14 protein-coding genes are annotated in these 15682 nt (G+C 55.5%); 7 read left to right on the top strand and 7 right to left on the bottom strand.

Annotated features, from left to right (window positions below; all coding sequences use genetic code 11):
* Positions 1-150 precede the first annotated feature (150 nt).
* Both clcA and erpA read left to right on the top strand, forming a co-directional pair.
* On the top strand, positions 151-1551 hold the full coding sequence (clcA, locus tag BJ885_RS16535; RefSeq protein WP_039260615.1) for a H(+)/Cl(-) exchange transporter ClcA: 1401 nt from the start codon (positions 151-153) through the stop codon (positions 1549-1551).
* A gap of 79 nt (positions 1552-1630) precedes the next feature.
* Positions 1631-1978 carry an iron-sulfur cluster insertion protein ErpA gene (erpA, locus tag BJ885_RS16530; RefSeq protein WP_023310446.1) on the top strand — a complete coding sequence of 116 codons (348 nt, stop codon included), beginning with the start codon at positions 1631-1633 and terminating at the stop codon, positions 1976-1978.
* A gap of 71 nt (positions 1979-2049) precedes the next feature.
* On the opposite strand, the gene BJ885_RS16525 is transcribed toward erpA, so the two are convergent.
* From BJ885_RS16525 to mtnN, 3 genes are read right to left on the bottom strand one after another with little or no spacing between them, the layout of a single operon-like run.
* Complete coding sequence (locus tag BJ885_RS16525; protein ID WP_023310447.1) at positions 2050-2673, bottom strand: TRIC cation channel family protein; 624 nt, start codon at positions 2671-2673, stop codon at positions 2050-2052.
* A gap of 27 nt (positions 2674-2700) precedes the next feature.
* Positions 2701-3501 carry a vitamin B12 ABC transporter substrate-binding protein BtuF gene (btuF, locus tag BJ885_RS16520; protein WP_059347162.1) on the bottom strand — a complete coding sequence of 267 codons (801 nt, stop codon included), beginning with the start codon at positions 3499-3501 and terminating at the stop codon, positions 2701-2703.
* A complete protein-coding gene (gene mtnN, locus BJ885_RS16515) occupies positions 3494-4192 on the bottom strand; it encodes a 5'-methylthioadenosine/S-adenosylhomocysteine nucleosidase (protein ID WP_014882620.1) in 699 nt (232 codons plus the stop codon). The genes btuF and mtnN overlap by 8 nt, the downstream gene beginning before the upstream one ends.
* Before the next feature lie 82 nt (positions 4193-4274).
* Between mtnN and dgt the strand changes: the two genes are divergently transcribed.
* From dgt to cdaR, 3 genes are all read left to right on the top strand, one after another.
* Complete coding sequence (gene dgt / locus BJ885_RS16510; protein WP_121932521.1) at positions 4275-5789, top strand: dGTPase; 1515 nt, start codon at positions 4275-4277, stop codon at positions 5787-5789.
* 131 nt (positions 5790-5920) lie between these two features.
* Entirely contained in the window at positions 5921-7357 is a 1437-nt protein-coding gene (degP, locus tag BJ885_RS16505; RefSeq protein ID WP_023334569.1) for a serine endoprotease DegP, read from the top strand.
* A gap of 146 nt (positions 7358-7503) precedes the next feature.
* Entirely contained in the window at positions 7504-8661 is a 1158-nt protein-coding gene (gene cdaR / locus BJ885_RS16500; RefSeq protein WP_023310452.1) for a DNA-binding transcriptional regulator CdaR, read from the top strand.
* A 92-nt stretch (positions 8662-8753) separates the two neighbouring features.
* Here cdaR and BJ885_RS16495 read toward each other — a convergent pair whose 3' ends face one another.
* From BJ885_RS16495 to map, 4 genes are all read right to left on the bottom strand, one after another.
* Positions 8754-9140: a DUF3461 family protein gene (locus BJ885_RS16495; protein WP_014168696.1), complete on the bottom strand. Its 387-nt coding sequence runs from the start codon at positions 9138-9140 to the stop codon at positions 8754-8756.
* Positions 9141-9251: 111 nt separating this feature from the next.
* A complete protein-coding gene (gene dapD, locus BJ885_RS16490) occupies positions 9252-10076 on the bottom strand; it encodes a 2,3,4,5-tetrahydropyridine-2,6-dicarboxylate N-succinyltransferase (protein ID WP_121932522.1) in 825 nt (274 codons plus the stop codon).
* A gap of 32 nt (positions 10077-10108) precedes the next feature.
* Positions 10109-12784 carry a bifunctional uridylyltransferase/uridylyl-removing protein GlnD gene (glnD, locus tag BJ885_RS16485; RefSeq protein ID WP_029741204.1) on the bottom strand — a complete coding sequence of 892 codons (2676 nt, stop codon included), beginning with the start codon at positions 12782-12784 and terminating at the stop codon, positions 10109-10111.
* Between the two features lie 63 nt (positions 12785-12847).
* Positions 12848-13642: a type I methionyl aminopeptidase gene (gene map / locus BJ885_RS16480; protein WP_023310454.1), complete on the bottom strand. Its 795-nt coding sequence runs from the start codon at positions 13640-13642 to the stop codon at positions 12848-12850.
* Positions 13643-13963: 321 nt separating this feature from the next.
* Here map and rpsB point away from each other — a divergent pair, with 321 nt between their 5' ends.
* Entirely contained in the window at positions 13964-14689 is a 726-nt protein-coding gene (gene rpsB, locus BJ885_RS16475; RefSeq protein WP_003856207.1) for a 30S ribosomal protein S2, read from the top strand.
* Positions 14690-14806: 117 nt separating this feature from the next.
* Positions 14807-15658, top strand: a complete 852-nt coding sequence (tsf, locus tag BJ885_RS16470) for a translation elongation factor Ts (protein WP_014882627.1) — start codon at positions 14807-14809, stop codon at positions 15656-15658.
* The last annotated feature ends 24 nt before the right edge of the window (positions 15659-15682 follow it).

Genomic DNA, 15682 nt, shown 5'->3' with positions numbered 1-15682 from the left:
GTTAAGCCCACTATTCTATGTGATTCGGGGAAGGTTATGAAATTTTTAGCCGGGCAATGCTTTAAGATTTGTTAAGTAATTTTCAGGAGACGGTGGGGCCGTCTCTGGTAAAATCCTCGCGGCTTTTTGTGTGACAAATAAGAACAGGACATGAAATCAGATTCTCCGTCTTTTGAAGAACAACAATTTACGCGCGCCCAGCACCGAATCAGCATTCGGCGCCTGCTCAATCGCGATAAAACGCCGCTGGCGATCCTGCTGGCCGCTGCCGTGGTGGGCACTCTCGCGGGCCTGGTTGGCGTAGCGTTTGAAAAAGCGGTTAATGCCGTACTCAACTGGCGAGTGGGCACCGTGGCCGGTTTCGCCGACAGCGAATGGCTGGTCTGGGTGTGGGCATTCGGGCTGTCCGCGCTGTTTGCCATGGTGGGGTATTTTCTGGTGCGAAAATTCGCGCCGGAAGCGGGGGGATCGGGCATCCCGGAAATTGAAGGTGCACTGGAGGAGCTGCGTCCGGTGCGCTGGTGGCGGGTGATTCCGGTTAAATTCATCGGCGGCATGGGGACCCTGGGCGCGGGCATGGTGCTTGGCCGGGAAGGGCCCACGGTACAGCTGGGGGGAAACGTCGGCCGCATGGTGGGCGATCTGTTTCGGATGCGAAGCGCCGAAGCGCGCCATACGCTGCTGGCAACCGGCGCAGCGGCGGGGCTTTCCGCCGCGTTTAACGCGCCGCTGGCGGGCATTTTGTTCATTATCGAAGAGATGCGCGCGCAGTTCCGCTACAACCTGATCTCAATTAAAGCGGTATTCACCGGCGTCATTATGTCGAGCATCGTGTTTCGCATCTTTAATGGCGAGGGAGCGGTCATTGAGGTGGGTAAACTCACCAACGCGCCGGTCAACACCCTGTGGCTTTACCTGATCCTCGGCATGATTTTTGGCGTGGTGGGGCCGCTGTTTAACACCTTTATCCTGCGCGCTCAGGATATGTTCCAGCGCATTCACGGCGGGAACACCACGAAATGGGTGCTGATGGGCGGTCTGCTGGGCGGAATGTGTGGCGTACTCGGGTTTATCGAGCCGAATGCCGCAGGCGGCGGGTTCGGGCTGATTCCCATTGCGGCGGCGGGGAATTTCAGCGTGGGTCTGCTGCTCTTTATGTTCATCTCCCGGGTTATCACGACGGTACTGTGCTTCTCTTCCGGCGCGCCCGGGGGGATTTTTGCCCCGATGCTGGCGCTGGGTACGCTGCTCGGGACCGCGTTTGGTATGGCGGCTGAAGTGGGCTTTCCCGCCTATCACCTTGAAGCCGGGACCTTTGCGGTGGCCGGAATGGGGGCGCTGCTGGCCGCGTCCCTGCGTGCGCCCTTGACCGGGATCGTGCTGGTGCTGGAGATGACGGACAATTACCAGCTCATTTTGCCAATGATCATTACCTGTCTCGGCGCGACACTATTAGCCCAGTTCCTGGGTGGAAAACCGTTATACTCCACCATCCTTGCGCGTACCCTGGCGAAACAAGAGGCTGAACGGGCCGCCACGCAGAATACTTGAATGAATTACCAGGGTATTAGATAATGAGACAAAGAATTGGGTGAATTTTACCCAATAGCAGTATTCATGGGAGCATAAGATGAGTGATGACGTAGTAGCTGTACCGCTCGAATTTACCGAAGCAGCAGCCAACAAAGTGAAAGTCCTGATTGCCGATGAAGACAATCCGGATCTGAAACTGCGTGTCTATATTACCGGTGGCGGCTGCAGCGGCTTCCAGTATGGTTTTACCTTTGACGATCAGGTTAACGATGGCGATATGACTATCGAGAAACAGGGCGTCGCGCTGGTGGTTGACCCGATGAGCCTGCAGTATCTGGTGGGTGGTTCGGTGGATTACACTGAGGGTCTGGAAGGTTCGCGCTTTGTGGTCACTAACCCGAATGCGACAAGCACCTGCGGGTGTGGATCTTCGTTCAGCATCTAAGAGAGTGCGGGCTGATACCTTCACCCCGGCAAAATGCTAAAAACGGTAACCTTGCGGTTACCGTTTTGCTTTTACCTGCCATTATCATCCAGCGCAAACGTCGGCAGCTTCAGGTGCCAGCGTATCGCCGCTAAACGTATCACCAGCGTCACGACCATCCCCAGCATCGCGGCATTTTCCAGCGGGAGGGCAAAGGTGTAGTACGCGGTAGCGTGAACAATCCCGCCCACAATGCAGGCCGTCGCGTAAATTTCAGTACGCAGGATCATCGGCACTTCACGCGCCAGAATGTCGCGTATGATCCCGCCGCCCACGCCGGTTAATACGCCCATGCAGATTGCCACCATCGGACCGGTACCCGCATTAAACGCCTTATTAACGCCGATACCGACAAACACGGCCAGACCCACGGCATCCAGTACCGGCAATATCCACTTGGGTAAGCGGCGGGGCTGGCGAACCAGCACAATGGTTAACAGGCAGGTAACCATCGCGACCACCAGATCGGTAGGATCTTTCACCCAAAACACCGGCCCATTCGCCAGCGCCATATCGCGGATAGTCCCGCCGCCGACGGCGGTCACGACGCCCAGCACCAGCACGCCAAACGGATCCATGCGTAGTTTTCCAGCGAGCAGAACGCCGGAGATAGCAAAAACGGCTGTGCCAAGAATATCCAGCCAATAAACGAGCATCGTTAAATCCTCGAAAAGGGTCTTATGTTAGTGACTCTCTGCCAGCGCGGCACAGAGCTGTTTTGCGGCGAGGATAATACGCGGGCTGGCGCGTTCAAACCAGTCGCTGTTGAGGGGTATTACCGGTATTTTTAGCTGCTTTTGCCAGAATTGCTCAATTTTGGGAATTTCGCTCGCATTTCCGACCACGACGATGGCCTGCGGCTGGCGCGCCAGGACCTGTTCACGGCTGACCTGAGGCCAGGGCACCCGGCTGGCAGCAAAGATATTTTCACCGCCGCAGACTTCCAGCACCTGGTTCTGAATCGACCCTTTTCCGGTGGTAAACAGCGGCTGGCTGCCAAACTGCAGGAAGATGCGCTTTTTAACAGGGGTATCGTATTGGGATTTCAGCGCGGCATAGTCGCTCAGCATCTGTTTCGCCGCAGCCTCGGCTTTTTTGGGCGTAGGGCTATAGGGTGCCAGAGCGCGTAGCGCCTGAGCGACCTGCTCAATGCTGACGGCATCAATCCACATCACTTTTATGCCAAGCGAGGTGAGCTGGTTGACCTGCCGCTCGGCGTTGCCGCCGCGCCAGGCCAGTACGAGATCCGGTTTAAGCGCCACGATGCGCTCAAGGTTCATCCCCTGCCAGGTTGCCACCTGTTCAATACCCGCGGCCTGCGGTGGGTAATCCGAAAAGCTACTCACGCCAACGGGCGTGATCCCGGCGGCAAACGCCAGTTCCGTATTCGCGGGAGAGAGCGTAATCACACGCGGTACAGCATAGAGCCACAGCGGTGCGAGAAGAAGCAGGGCGGCCAGCGCCCTGACGGTATGTTTAGCCACGTGCCAGATTCTGCACCAGGCGTTCCACCATCACGGTGGACTGTTTTGCCGCAACGGTCAGGAACTCGTCGAAGCTGATGTGGGACTGCTGGTCTGCCACGTCAGAGATGGCGCGAACCACCACGAAGGGTACGCTGAAGTTATGGCAAACATGAGCGATCGCGGTCGCTTCCATCTCAACGGCCACCGCCTGAGGGAAGTTATGACGGATTTTCGCAAGACCAACGGAGCCGTTGATGAAGGCATCACCGCTGACAATCAGACCGCGTACCGCGTTGAGGTTGAGTTCTGCGATGCAGGTCTCTGCCGCCGCAATCAGCTTGTCGTCAGCTTTAAATCCCGCAGGGCAGCCCGGAAGCTGACCGTACTCGTAACCGAACGCGGTGACGTCGGCATCGTGGTAACGCGCTTCGTCGGAGACAACGATATCACCCACTTTCAGCGTCGGCGCCAGGCCGCCCGCAGAGCCGGTATTCACGATCACGTCCGGCTTGCAGCGCTCAAGCAGCAGGGTTGCACCCAGCGCAGCAGCCACTTTACCGATGCCTGATTTCAGCAGAGCCACGTCAACGCCGTTCAGCTGGCCGGTGTAGATCTCACAACCACCAAGAGAGAGAGTCTGACGGTTCTCAATTTTGTCACGCAGCAGCGTAACTTCTTCTTCCATTGCACCAATAATGCCGATTTTCATAGATTTACTCGCGATGTGCCTTGTTAAGATGCATAGTCTATCATGCGGTTAAGGGGAAACGCATTCTCACGCGGGGGAGCATATGTCACCAATCGATTTTCGCACCAAAATTAACTGGCACCGACGTTTCCGTTCGCCGCAGGGCGACAAGAGCGAACATGAGATCCTGCGTATCTTCGAAAGCGATCGCGGGCGGATCGTTAACTCGCCCGCCATCCGGCGTCTGCAGCAAAAGACCCAGGTGTTCCCGCTGGAGCGTAACGCCGCGGTACGCACGCGCTTAACCCACTCGATGGAAGTGCAGCAGGTCGGACGATACATTGCCAAAGAGATTTTGAGCCGTCTCAAAGAGCAGCGTTTACTGGAAATCTATGGTCTGGACGAGCTGACGGGTCCCTTCGAGAGCATCGTTGAGATGGCCTGCCTGATGCATGACATCGGCAACCCGCCCTTTGGGCATTTCGGCGAGGCGGCGATCAACGACTGGTTTAAGCAGCGGCTTTATCCTTCGGATGCGGTAAGCCAGCCCCTCAGCGATGACCGCTGCATCGTACGCGATTTACGCCTGCGTGAAGGTGAAGAGCGGCTGAACGACCTGCGCCGCAAAGTGCGCCAGGATTTGTGTCACTTCGAGGGCAACGCGCAGGGGATCCGGCTGGTTCATTCCCTGATGCGCATGAACCTGACCTGGGCCCAGGTCGGCTGCATTCTGAAATATACCCGCCCAGCGTGGTGGATGGGGGAGACGCCCGCGTCCCACAGTTATTTAATGAAAAAACCGGGCTATTACCTTTCCGAAGAGGCCTATATTGAACGGTTACGTAAAGAACTTTCATTGACGCCAAACGGCCGCTTTCCATTGACCTGGATTATGGAAGCCGCCGATGATATTTCCTATTGCGTTGCCGATCTGGAAGATGCCGTCGAGAAAAGAATCTTCAGCGTCGAGGAGCTTTATCAGCATCTTTATGCGGCCTGGGGTACCCATGAAAAAGGCTCGCTGTTTGCGCAGGTGGTCGAAAATGCCTGGGAAAAATCGCGCTCAAATACATTAAGCCGAAGTACGGAAGACCAGTTCTTTATGTATTTGCGGGTCAATACATTAAATAAACTGGTGCCGTATGCGGCGTCACGCTTTATTGATAATTTGCCGCTCATCTTCAGCGGGGAATTCAACCACGCGCTGCTGGAAGATGACAGCAGCTTCAGTCAACTCCTTGAGCTTTATAAACATGTGGCGATGCGGCACGTATTCAGCCATCCGGATGTCGAGCAGCTAGAGCTGCAGGGCTATCGGGTAATCAGTGGGTTACTGGAAATTTATTCCCCGTTGCTCCGGCTGTCGGTCGACGAGTTCAGCGAGCTGGTGGAACACGAGCGCGTGCGCAGAATACCCATCGAATCGCGGCTTTATCAAAAACTCTCTACCCGGCATCGTCTGGCGTATGTCGAAGCGATTGGCAAGCTGGAACGCAATTCTCCCGAATGGCCGGTGATGGAATATTATTATCGCTGCCGTCTTATCCAGGACTATATCAGCGGCATGACGGATTTGTATGCCTGGGATGAATACCGCAAGCTGATGGCGGTGGAATAATTCCGGAGTTTTGTAAAGACGGCCAATAAATTTTTACCTTTTCCATAAACTTATCGCCGGAACTAAGCGGTATAAAACGAATCTGAGTTACACAGCAATTTTGCGTTACCTGTAAATCGAGATTGAGAAACATGAAAAAAACCACATTAGCAATGAGTGCACTGGCTCTGAGTTTAGGTTTAGCGCTGTCTCCTCTGACTGCTACTGCAGCCGAGACCGCGTCGTCGGCAGCAACCGCGCAGCAGATGCCAAGCCTGGCACCGATGCTCGAAAAAGTGATGCCATCGGTGGTGAGTATTAACGTTGAGGGCAGTACGACCGTCAATACGCCGCGTATGCCGCGTAACTTCCAGCAGTTCTTCGGCGACAACTCGCCGTTCTGCCAGGACGGTTCGCCATTCCAGAGCTCTCCGTTCTGTCAGGGCGGCGGTGCCGGGGATGACAGCCAGGGCGGCGGCCAGCAGCAGAAATTCATGGCGCTTGGCTCGGGTGTAATTATTGATGCGGCAAAAGGCTATGTCGTCACTAACAACCACGTTGTCGATAACGCTAACAGCATTAAGGTTCAGCTGAGCGATGGCCGCAAGTTTGACGCCAAAGTGGTGGGTAAAGACCCGCGCTCCGATATTGCGCTGATTCAGATTCAGGATCCGAAAAACCTGACGGCGATTAAAATTGCCGACTCTGACGCGCTGCGCGTGGGCGATTATACCGTGGCGATCGGTAACCCGTTCGGTCTGGGTGAAACCGTGACATCCGGTATCGTCTCAGCGCTGGGTCGTAGCGGCCTGAACGCGGAAAACTACGAAAACTTCATCCAGACGGATGCGGCGATCAACCGCGGCAACTCCGGCGGTGCGCTGGTGAACCTGAACGGTGAGCTGATCGGTATCAACACCGCGATCCTGGCACCGGACGGCGGCAACATCGGTATCGGTTTTGCTATCCCGAGTAACATGGTGAAAAACCTGACCTCGCAGATGGTGCAGTATGGCCAGGTGAAACGCGGCGAGCTGGGTATCCTCGGGACTGAGCTGAACTCCGAACTGGCTAAAGCGATGAAAGTTGACGCCCAGCGCGGGGCATTCGTCAGCCAGGTGATGCCGAATTCCTCTGCGGCGAAAGCGGGCATTAAAGCGGGGGATGTGATCACCTCCCTGAACGGTAAACCGATCAGCAGCTTTGCCGCCCTGCGTGCCGAAGTGGGCTCGATGCCGATTGGCAGTAAAGTGACCCTCGGCCTGCTGCGCGACGGTAAGCCGGTTAACGTGAGCCTGGAGCTGCAGCAGAGCAGCCAGAATCAGGTGGATTCCAGCACTATCTTCAGCGGCATTGAAGGTGCCGAGATGAGCAATAAAGGCGCAGATAAAGGCGTGGTGGTGAACAACGTGAAAGCGAATTCACCGGCAGCCCGTATCGGCCTGAAAAAAGGCGATGTGATCATGGGCGCTAACCAGCAGCCGGTGAAGAACATCGCTGAACTGCGCAAGATCCTCGACAGCAAGCCTTCCGTGCTGGCGCTGAATATCCAGCGTGGTGACACCTCGCTTTATCTGCTGATGCAGTAATCCTCTAAAGCCCCTGTTCGCAGGGGCTTTCTCTTTTCTGTGATTCTTGCCACAACTCCATACTTCTCCCTCTCTCTTTGTGCATTCGCACAATGCAGCCGTCGCTGAACTTCCCTATGCTTGAGCTCTGCTCACGGGAGGTTTACATGGCTGGCTGGCATCTTGATACCAAAATGGCGCAGGATATCGTGGCGCGCACCATGCGCATCATTGATACCAATATCAACGTAATGGATGCCCGCGGGCGCATTATTGGCAGCGGCGATCGCGAGCGTATTGGGGAATTGCACGAAGGTGCGCTGCTGGTGCTTTCCCAGGGGCGGGTCGTGGATATCGACGATGCGGTAGCGAAACACCTGCACGGCGTACGCCAGGGCATTAATTTACCGCTGCGCCTTGAAGGCGAAATTGTGGGGGTAATCGGCCTTACCGGCGAGCCCGAGTCACTGCGAAAATACGGTGAGCTGGTCTGTATGACGGCTGAGATGATGCTGGAGCAGTCGCGCCTGATGCACCTGCTTGCCCAGGACAGCCGCCTGCGTGAAGAGCTGGTGATGAACCTTATTCAGGCGGAAGAGCATACGCCTGCGCTCAGCGAATGGGCCCAGCGTCTGGGGATCGATCTCAACCAGCCGCGCGTGGTGGCGGTCATTGAGGTCGATAGCGGCCAGCTTGGCGTGGACAGCGCCATGGCCGAACTGCAGCAGCTGCAAAATGCGCTGGCGACCCCGGAGCGCGATAACCTGGTGGCGATCGTTTCTCTGACGGAAATGGTGGTCCTCAAACCGGCGCTCAATGCGTTCGGCCGCTGGGATGCAGACGATCATCGTCGTCGCGTGGAGCAGCTGATCTCCCGGATGGAGGAGAATGGTCAGTTGCGTTTTCGCGTTGCGCTGGGCAACTACTTTACCGGGCCGGGCAGTATCGCCCGCTCCTGGCGTACCGCGCGCACCACTATGATGGTGGGCAAGCAGCGGATGCCGGAGAGCCGCAGCTATTTCTATCAGGATCTGATGCTGCCAGTGCTGCTCGACAGTCTGCGCGGGGGCTGGCAGGCCAATGAGCTGGCGCGGCCATTAGCGCGTCTGAAAGCCATGGACAACAACGGCCTGCTGCGCCGGACGCTGCAGGCGTGGTTCCGGCATAACGTGCAGCCGCTGGCGACCTCAAAGGCGCTGTTTATTCACCGCAATACGCTTGAGTATCGGTTAAACCGGATTTCGGAGCTGACGGGGCTGGATCTGGGAAACTTTGACGACAGGCTGCTGCTGTATGTGGCGCTGCAGCTGGATGAACAGAGATGACTGAGTGCGGTCTGGTGCCCTCACTCCATCCCTCTCCCACGGGGAGAGGGCGCAAACACTAAAAACGGCAATCAAGGATTGCCGTTTTGCTTTTATTTCCGCGTTAATTTCTCAAGATCCGCTTCAATCTCGCTGATCTTATTCGTTACAACGCTTTCAAGGTGACGCAGATCGTCAAGGATCTTACGCTTGAGATCGACTTCGGTGCGGTCGCGCTGGCAGATCTGATCGAGTTCATCGATCACATAGCGCAGGTTAGGGCTGATTTCCTGTACTTCTTTGTAGCCCTGTCCTACACCGTCAGCCACAACGGTCTTACGCTGGCGTGGATATTTAAACTTCACGCTTTTGGCGAAAAACTCTCCTTTGTCCTTGTGAAAATAGATTTTCAGAATATCGTTATTGGCTTCCTGACGGAGGCTGTAACGATCAATTTCATCAGGATTGGTAATGCCCAGACTTTTCAGATTATCGTACATAGCGGTACCCTTGATCTCAACATAACCTTTGAATAATTAACGAAAAAATCTATTTTCGCCACCCTCAGATATAAAAAAAGCGGGGTTGCCCCCGCTTTTTGTTATACCGGATTAATCGATGGTGCGCAGCAATTCGTTGATGCCCACTTTACCGCGCGTTTTCGCATCCACTTTCTTCACGATAACCGCACAGTACAGGCTGTATTTGCCATCTTTTGACGGCAGGTTGCCGGAAACCACCACGGAGCCCGCCGGAACGCGACCGTAGTGAACTTCGCCGGTTTCACGGTCGTAAATACGGGTGCTCTGACCGATGTAAACGCCCATGGAGATCACGGAGCCTTCTTCAACGATCACGCCTTCAACCACTTCAGAGCGCGCGCCGATGAAGCAGTTGTCTTCGATGATGGTCGGGTTAGCCTGCAGTGGCTCCAGAACACCACCGATGCCCACGCCGCCGGACAGGTGAACGTTTTTACCGATCTGCGCGCATGAACCGACGGTCGCCCAGGTGTCAACCATGGTGCCTTCGCCAACGTAGGCACCGATGTTCACGTAGGATGGCATCAGCACGGTGTTGCGTGCGATGAATGCGCCCTGACGCACTGCCGCAGGCGGTACCACGCGGAAGCCTTCTTTCTGAAAACGCGCTTCGTCGTAGTCAGCGAATTTCATTGGCACTTTATCGAAGTAGCGGCTTTCTGCTCCGTCGATAACCTGGTTATCGTTGATACGGAAAGAGAGCAGCACGGCTTTCTTCAGCCATTGATGAGTGACCCACTGACCGTCGATTTTTTCTGCCACGCGCAGCGCGCCGGAATCCAGAAGGGAAATCACCTGGTTTACCGCTTCACGGGTCACGGTATCCACATTTGCCGGGGTAATCTCGGCGCGACGCTCAAAAGCGGACTCAATAACGTTCTGTAACTGCTGCATTGTTTACTCTTTCCATTTCACTAAAAAACATATCACCCTTTATCGTTTGGATTGAGGGCTGCTGTCAACCGTTGTTGCACTTCAAGCTGCAGGTCATTATTAAGGGCACGCCGGTCCGCTGTCGCGATTATAAATAAATCTTCTACTCGCTCGCCAATCGTTGTAATTCGGGCCCCATGGAGCGAAATTCCCAGATCGGCAAAAACCTGGCCGACGCGGGCAAGCAGCCCCGGCTGGTCGAGCGCGATCAGCTCCAGGAACGATTTACGGTCGGTGTGGGTCGGCAGGAAATTGACCTCGGTATCGACGGTAAAGTGGCGCAATTTCGCCGGCTGTCGACGCGGCTGCGGGGGCTGCCAGCTGCGCTGGGTAATTGCCTGCTCCAGACCAAAACGTATCCCTTCATGCCTGTCCGACGAGAGCGGGCTGCCGTCCGGCTCAAGCACGATAAAGGTGTCCATCGCCATGCCGTCGCGGGTGGTGAAAATCTGCGCGTCGTGAACGCTCAGGTTACGCCTGTCCAGCTCGGCGCAGACCGCAGCAAACAGGTAAGGTCGGTCTGGGCTCCAGATGAAAATCTCCGTCCCGCCGCGGGTGGCCTGCGGGCTCAGGAGGATCATCGGCTGGGACAGATCGTGCTTGAGCAGATGCCGCGCGTGCCACGCAAGCTGGTTTGGGCTATGGCGGACAAAATAGTTGGCGCGGCAGCGGGCCCAAATCTGATGCAGTGCCTCTTCATCAATATTATCCATCCGCAGCAGCGCCAGCGCCTGAAGCTGGTGATGGCGCACGCGCTCGCGCATGTCCGGGGTGTTTTGCATCCCGCGACGCAGCTGTTTTTCGGTGGCGAAGTACAGCTCGCGCAGCAGGCTCTGCTTCCAGCTGTTCCACAGGGTCTCGTTGGTGGCGCAGATATCGGCCACCGTCAGGCAGACCAGATAGCGCAGACGGTTTTCCGTCTGAACCTCTTCCGCGAACTGCTTGATCACTTCCGGATCCTGAATGTCACGACGCTGCGCGGTGACCGACATCAGCAGGTGATGGCGCACCAGCCAGGCCACCAGCTGCGTTTCACGCGAGTTCAGGCCGTGCAGTTCGGCAAATTTCAGCACGTCCTGTGCGCCCAGCACCGAATGGTCACCGCCGCGACCTTTGGCGATATCGTGGAACAGGGCGGCAATCAGGATCAGCTCCGGATGGGTCAGGCGCGGCCACAGCTCTACGCACAGCGGGTGGCGGGAGCGCGTCTCTTCTTTCGCAAAGCTTTCCAGCTTGAGCATCACGCGGATCGTGTGTTCATCCACCGTGTAGGCGTGGAACAGATCGAACTGCATTTGCCCGACAATGTGCGACCACTGCGGCATATAGGCCCACAGCACGCTGTGGCGGTGCATCGGCAACAGGCCGCGGCTGACGGCGCCCGGGTGGCGGAGCATGCTCAGGAACAGCGAACGCGCTTCCGGGATATAGCACAGCGGCTGCGTCAGATGACGGCGGGCATGGCGCAGATGGCGCAGAGTGGTGGAGTAGATCCCGGTGATGGTGCTGTTACGCACCATGGTATAGAACATCCGCAGAATCGCTTCCGGCTCGCGGATGAACAGCGTTTCGTCGCGCAGATCGATAAGCGTGCCGCGAAGCTGGAATTCGTCATCAATCGGGCGCGGTTTTTCGTCCGCCGTCAGAGCCAGAATGGCCTCGTCGAACAGCTGCAACAGCATCTGGTTCAGCTCGGTCACCCGGCGGGTGACGCGGAAGAAATCCTTCATCATGTGCTCAACCGGCTCGTTGCCTTCGCCCTGATAATTCAGGCGCTGAGCCACGCTGAGCTGGCGGTCAAACAGCAGGCGGTTATCGTAGCGGGTGACTTCCAGATGCAGGGCAAACCGGATGCGCCACAGCAGGTGCAGGCACTCGTTCAGCTCGTTACGCTCGGCCTCGGTTAAAAAGCCGAAGCCGACCATCTCGTCCATCGAGGTGGCGCCAAAATGGCGGCGGGCGACCCACTGCAGGGTGTGGATGTCGCGCAGGCCGCCGGGGCTGCTTTTAATATCCGGTTCAAGATTATAGCTGGTGCCATGGTAGCGCTGGTGGCGCTGATTTTGCTCCTCGACCTTCGCGGCGAAGAACTTTTCTGACGGCCAGAAGCCGTCGCTGAAGATGTGTTTTTGCAGCTCCAGGAACAGGGCGACGTCACCAATCAGCAGGCGGGTTTCAATCAGGTTGGTGGCGACGGTCAGGTCCGATAACCCTTCCAGCAAACACTCTTCCAGAGTGCGCACGCTGTGGCCGACTTCCAGCTTTACGTCCCAAAGCAGCGTCAGCAGTTCGCCAATTTTTTGCGCCTGTTCATCCGGCAGCTTTTTGCGGCTTAAGATCAGCAGATCGATATCGGAAAGCGGATGCAGCTCACCGCGGCCATAGCCCCCGACGGCAACCAGCGCAACATCACTGATTTGCCCAAACCCGTAATCGATCCACAGGCGCTGCAGCAGCTGGTCGATAAATTCGGTGCGCGCTTCAATGAGCTGCTCGGCCGACACGCCCGCGTCGAACGCGCTGCCCAGCCAGCGATGGAAAACATCCATATGGGCTTTAATATGCGCGCAGGTCAGCTCGTGCGAAGGCCAGACTCCCGGGTTATCGGGCTGGTCGGGGAGGGTGGGAAGTGCTGTGTTAGCATACTGTTCGGGTAAAAGATTACTCATCGTGCGCCACCCATAAGAAAAAGCTATAGCCATTAAAAAAGCCGGCATTTGCCGGCTTTTTTATCATTCATCGTGCGTCAGTATCGCCGGGATGGTGTCATCCTTGCGCAACGTCATAATTTCGCAGCCGTTGTCTGTTACCACAATAGTATGCTCGTACTGCGCAGACAAGCTTCTGTCTTTGGTTTTCACCGTCCAGCCGTCTTTCATGGTACGGATGCGGTAATCACCCGCGTTGACCATCGGCTCAATGGTAAAGGTCATGCCTTTTTGCAGCACCACGCCGCCGTCATCTGCATCATAGTGCAGGACCTGCGGCTCTTCATGGAAGACGCGACCAATGCCGTGACCGCAGTACTCGCGCACCACGGAGAAACCTTCTGCTTCCACAAACTTCTGGATTGCCGCACCGATGGTACGCAGGCGAATACCCGGTTTAACCATTTTCAGCGCCAGGTAGAGGCTCTCTTGCGTCACTTTGCACAGACGCTCGCCAAGAATAGTCGGCTTGCCAACGATGAACATTTTTGAGGTGTCACCGTGGTATTCGTCTTTAATAACGGTCACGTCGATGTTGACGATGTCGCCATCTTTCAGCAGTTTTTCGTCATCAGGGATGCCGTGGCAAACCACTTCATTAATAGAGATGCAGACGGATTTCGGGAAACCGTGGTAGCCGAGGCAGGCGGAAACCGCGTGCTGCTCGTTCACGATATAGTCGTTACAGATACGGTCCAGTTCACCGGTGCTGACGCCCGGCTTCACGAACGGCTCGATCATTTCCAGCACTTCCGCGGCCAGACGACCGGCGACGCGCATCTTTTCAATTTCTTCAGGTGTCTTAATAGAGATAGCCATGTAATCTGTCCATCGGTGTCGATTTTTTCGACAATACTAGTCTAAGTGTCGTCAATGGTATCAGTCAGGCACGCTCCGTGCCAAATTGAGAATCATTAACAGCACACTCCGCCAACAACTGTTGGTTTCTGGTCGTGTTTTGTGGTATAAAGCGCGCCGGACTTCCGATCCATCTCAGATACACAGGCTGGACGGAAGCGACAAATCTCACTTTGTGTAACAACACACACGTATCGGCACATATTCCGGGGTGCCCTTCGGGGTCGGTAATATGGGATACGTGGAGGCATAACCCCAACTTTCAATATAGAGGTTTTAAACATGGCAACTGTTTCCATGCGCGACATGCTCAAGGCTGGTGTTCACTTTGGTCACCAGACCCGTTACTGGAACCCGAAAATGAAGCCTTTCATCTTCGGCGCACGTAACAAAGTTCACATCATCAACCTTGAGAAAACTGTACCAATGTTCAACGAAGCCCTGGCTGAGCTGAACAAGATCTCTTCCCGTAAAGGTAAGATTCTGTTCGTTGGTACCAAGCGCGCTGCAAGCGAAGCTGTGAAAGATGCTGCTAACAGCTGCGACCAGTTCTTCGTGAACCATCGCTGGTTGGGCGGCATGCTGACCAACTGGAAAACTGTTCGTCAGTCCATCAAACGCCTGAAAGATCTGGAAACCCAGTCTCAGGACGGTACTTTCGACAAGCTGACTAAGAAAGAAGCGCTGATGCGCACTCGTGAACTGGACAAGCTGGAAAACAGCCTGGGCGGTATCAAAGATATGGGCGGCCTGCCAGACGCGCTGTTCGTAATCGATGCAGACCACGAGCACATCGCAATCAAAGAAGCTAACAACCTGGGTATCCCGGTATTCGCTATCGTTGATACCAACTCCGATCCGGACGGTGTTGACTTCGTTATCCCGGGTAACGACGACGCAATCCGTGCTGTTAGCCTGTACCTGAGCGCTGTAGCTGCTACCGTTCGTGAAGGCCGTTCCCAGGATCTGGCTTCTCAGGCGGAAGAAAGCTTCGTAGAAGCTGAATAATAAGGTTTTACCCCTTATTAGTACCGTGTATGAATAGGGGCCCATTACCGGCCCCTTTTTTCAATTTACACTGTTTGGCCCCCGGCCGGGCAGTTCACATCTCCCGAGGATTTAAGAATGGCTGAAATTACCGCATCCCTGGTAAAAGAGCTGCGCGAGCGTACTGGCGCAGGCATGATGGATTGCAAAAAAGCGCTGACTGAAGCGAACGGCGACATCGAGCTGGCAATCGAAAACATGCGTAAATCCGGTGCGATCAAAGCAGCTAAAAAAGCAGGCAACGTTGCTGCTGACGGCGTGATCATCACTAAGATCGACGGCAACTACGGCATCATTCTGGAAGTTAACTGCCAGACTGACTTCGTTGCTAAAGATGGCGGTTTCCAGGCATTTGCTAACAAAGTTCTGGACGCAGCTGTTGCTGGTAAAATCACTGACGTTGAAGTTCTGAAAGCACAGTTCGAAGAAGAACGTGTTGCGCTGGTTGCTAAAATCGGTGAGAACATCAACATCCGTCGCGTATCTTCTCTGGAAGGCGACGTTCTGGGCTCTTACCAGCACGGTGCACGTATCGGTGTTCTGGTTGCGGCTAAAGGCGCTGACGAAGAGCTGGTTAAACAGCTGGCAATGCACATCGCTGCAAGCAAACCAGAATTCGTTAAGCCAGAAGACGTGTCTGCTGAAGTGGTAGAGAAAGAGTACCAGGTTCAGCTGGACATCGCGATGCAGTCTGGTAAGCCAAAAGAAATCGCAGAGAAAATGGTTGAAGGCCGCATGAAGAAATTCACCGGCGAAGTTTCTCTGACTGGCCAGCCATTCGTAATGGACCCAAGCAAGTCTGTTGCTCAGCTGCTGAAAGAGCACAACGCTGACGTAACTGGCTTCATCCGCTTCGAAGTGGGCGAAGGCATCGAGAAAGTTGAGACTGACTTCGCAGCAGAAGTTGCTGCAATGTCCAAGCAGTCTTAATGATTGAAAAGGAGCCGCCTGAGG

The organism is Enterobacter sp. WP_7_1, assembly GCF_003688535.1.
Taxonomy (GTDB): Bacteria; Pseudomonadota; Gammaproteobacteria; order Enterobacterales; family Enterobacteriaceae; genus Enterobacter; species Enterobacter asburiae.
The sequence above is the reverse complement of the archived record's forward strand: the minus strand, read 5'-3'. Positions and strand labels throughout refer to the sequence as shown.

Bases quoted from the DNA above. Each gene is read 5' to 3' on its own strand.
- mtnN (WP_014882620.1), bottom strand. From the start codon at position 4,192: ATGAAAATCGGCATTATTGGTGCAATGGAAGAAGAAGTTACGCTGCTG.
- rpsB (WP_003856207.1), top strand. From the start codon at position 13,964: ATGGCAACTGTTTCCATGCGCGACATGCTCAAGGCTGGTGTTCACTTT.
- dgt (WP_121932521.1), top strand. From the start codon at position 4,275: ATGTCACCAATCGATTTTCGCACCAAAATTAACTGGCACCGACGTTTC.
- glnD (WP_029741204.1), bottom strand. From the start codon at position 12,784: ATGAGTAATCTTTTACCCGAACAGTATGCTAACACAGCACTTCCCACC.
- clcA (WP_039260615.1), top strand. From the start codon at position 151: ATGAAATCAGATTCTCCGTCTTTTGAAGAACAACAATTTACGCGCGCC.
- tsf (WP_014882627.1), top strand. From the start codon at position 14,807: ATGGCTGAAATTACCGCATCCCTGGTAAAAGAGCTGCGCGAGCGTACT.
- map (WP_023310454.1), bottom strand. From the start codon at position 13,642: ATGGCTATCTCTATTAAGACACCTGAAGAAATTGAAAAGATGCGCGTC.
- degP (WP_023334569.1), top strand. From the start codon at position 5,921: ATGAAAAAAACCACATTAGCAATGAGTGCACTGGCTCTGAGTTTAGGT.
- dapD (WP_121932522.1), bottom strand. From the start codon at position 10,076: ATGCAGCAGTTACAGAACGTTATTGAGTCCGCTTTTGAGCGTCGCGCC.
- BJ885_RS16525 (WP_023310447.1), bottom strand. From the start codon at position 2,673: ATGCTCGTTTATTGGCTGGATATTCTTGGCACAGCCGTTTTTGCTATC.
- erpA (WP_023310446.1), top strand. From the start codon at position 1,631: ATGAGTGATGACGTAGTAGCTGTACCGCTCGAATTTACCGAAGCAGCA.
- BJ885_RS16495 (WP_014168696.1), bottom strand. From the start codon at position 9,140: ATGTACGATAATCTGAAAAGTCTGGGCATTACCAATCCTGATGAAATT.
- cdaR (WP_023310452.1), top strand. From the start codon at position 7,504: ATGGCTGGCTGGCATCTTGATACCAAAATGGCGCAGGATATCGTGGCG.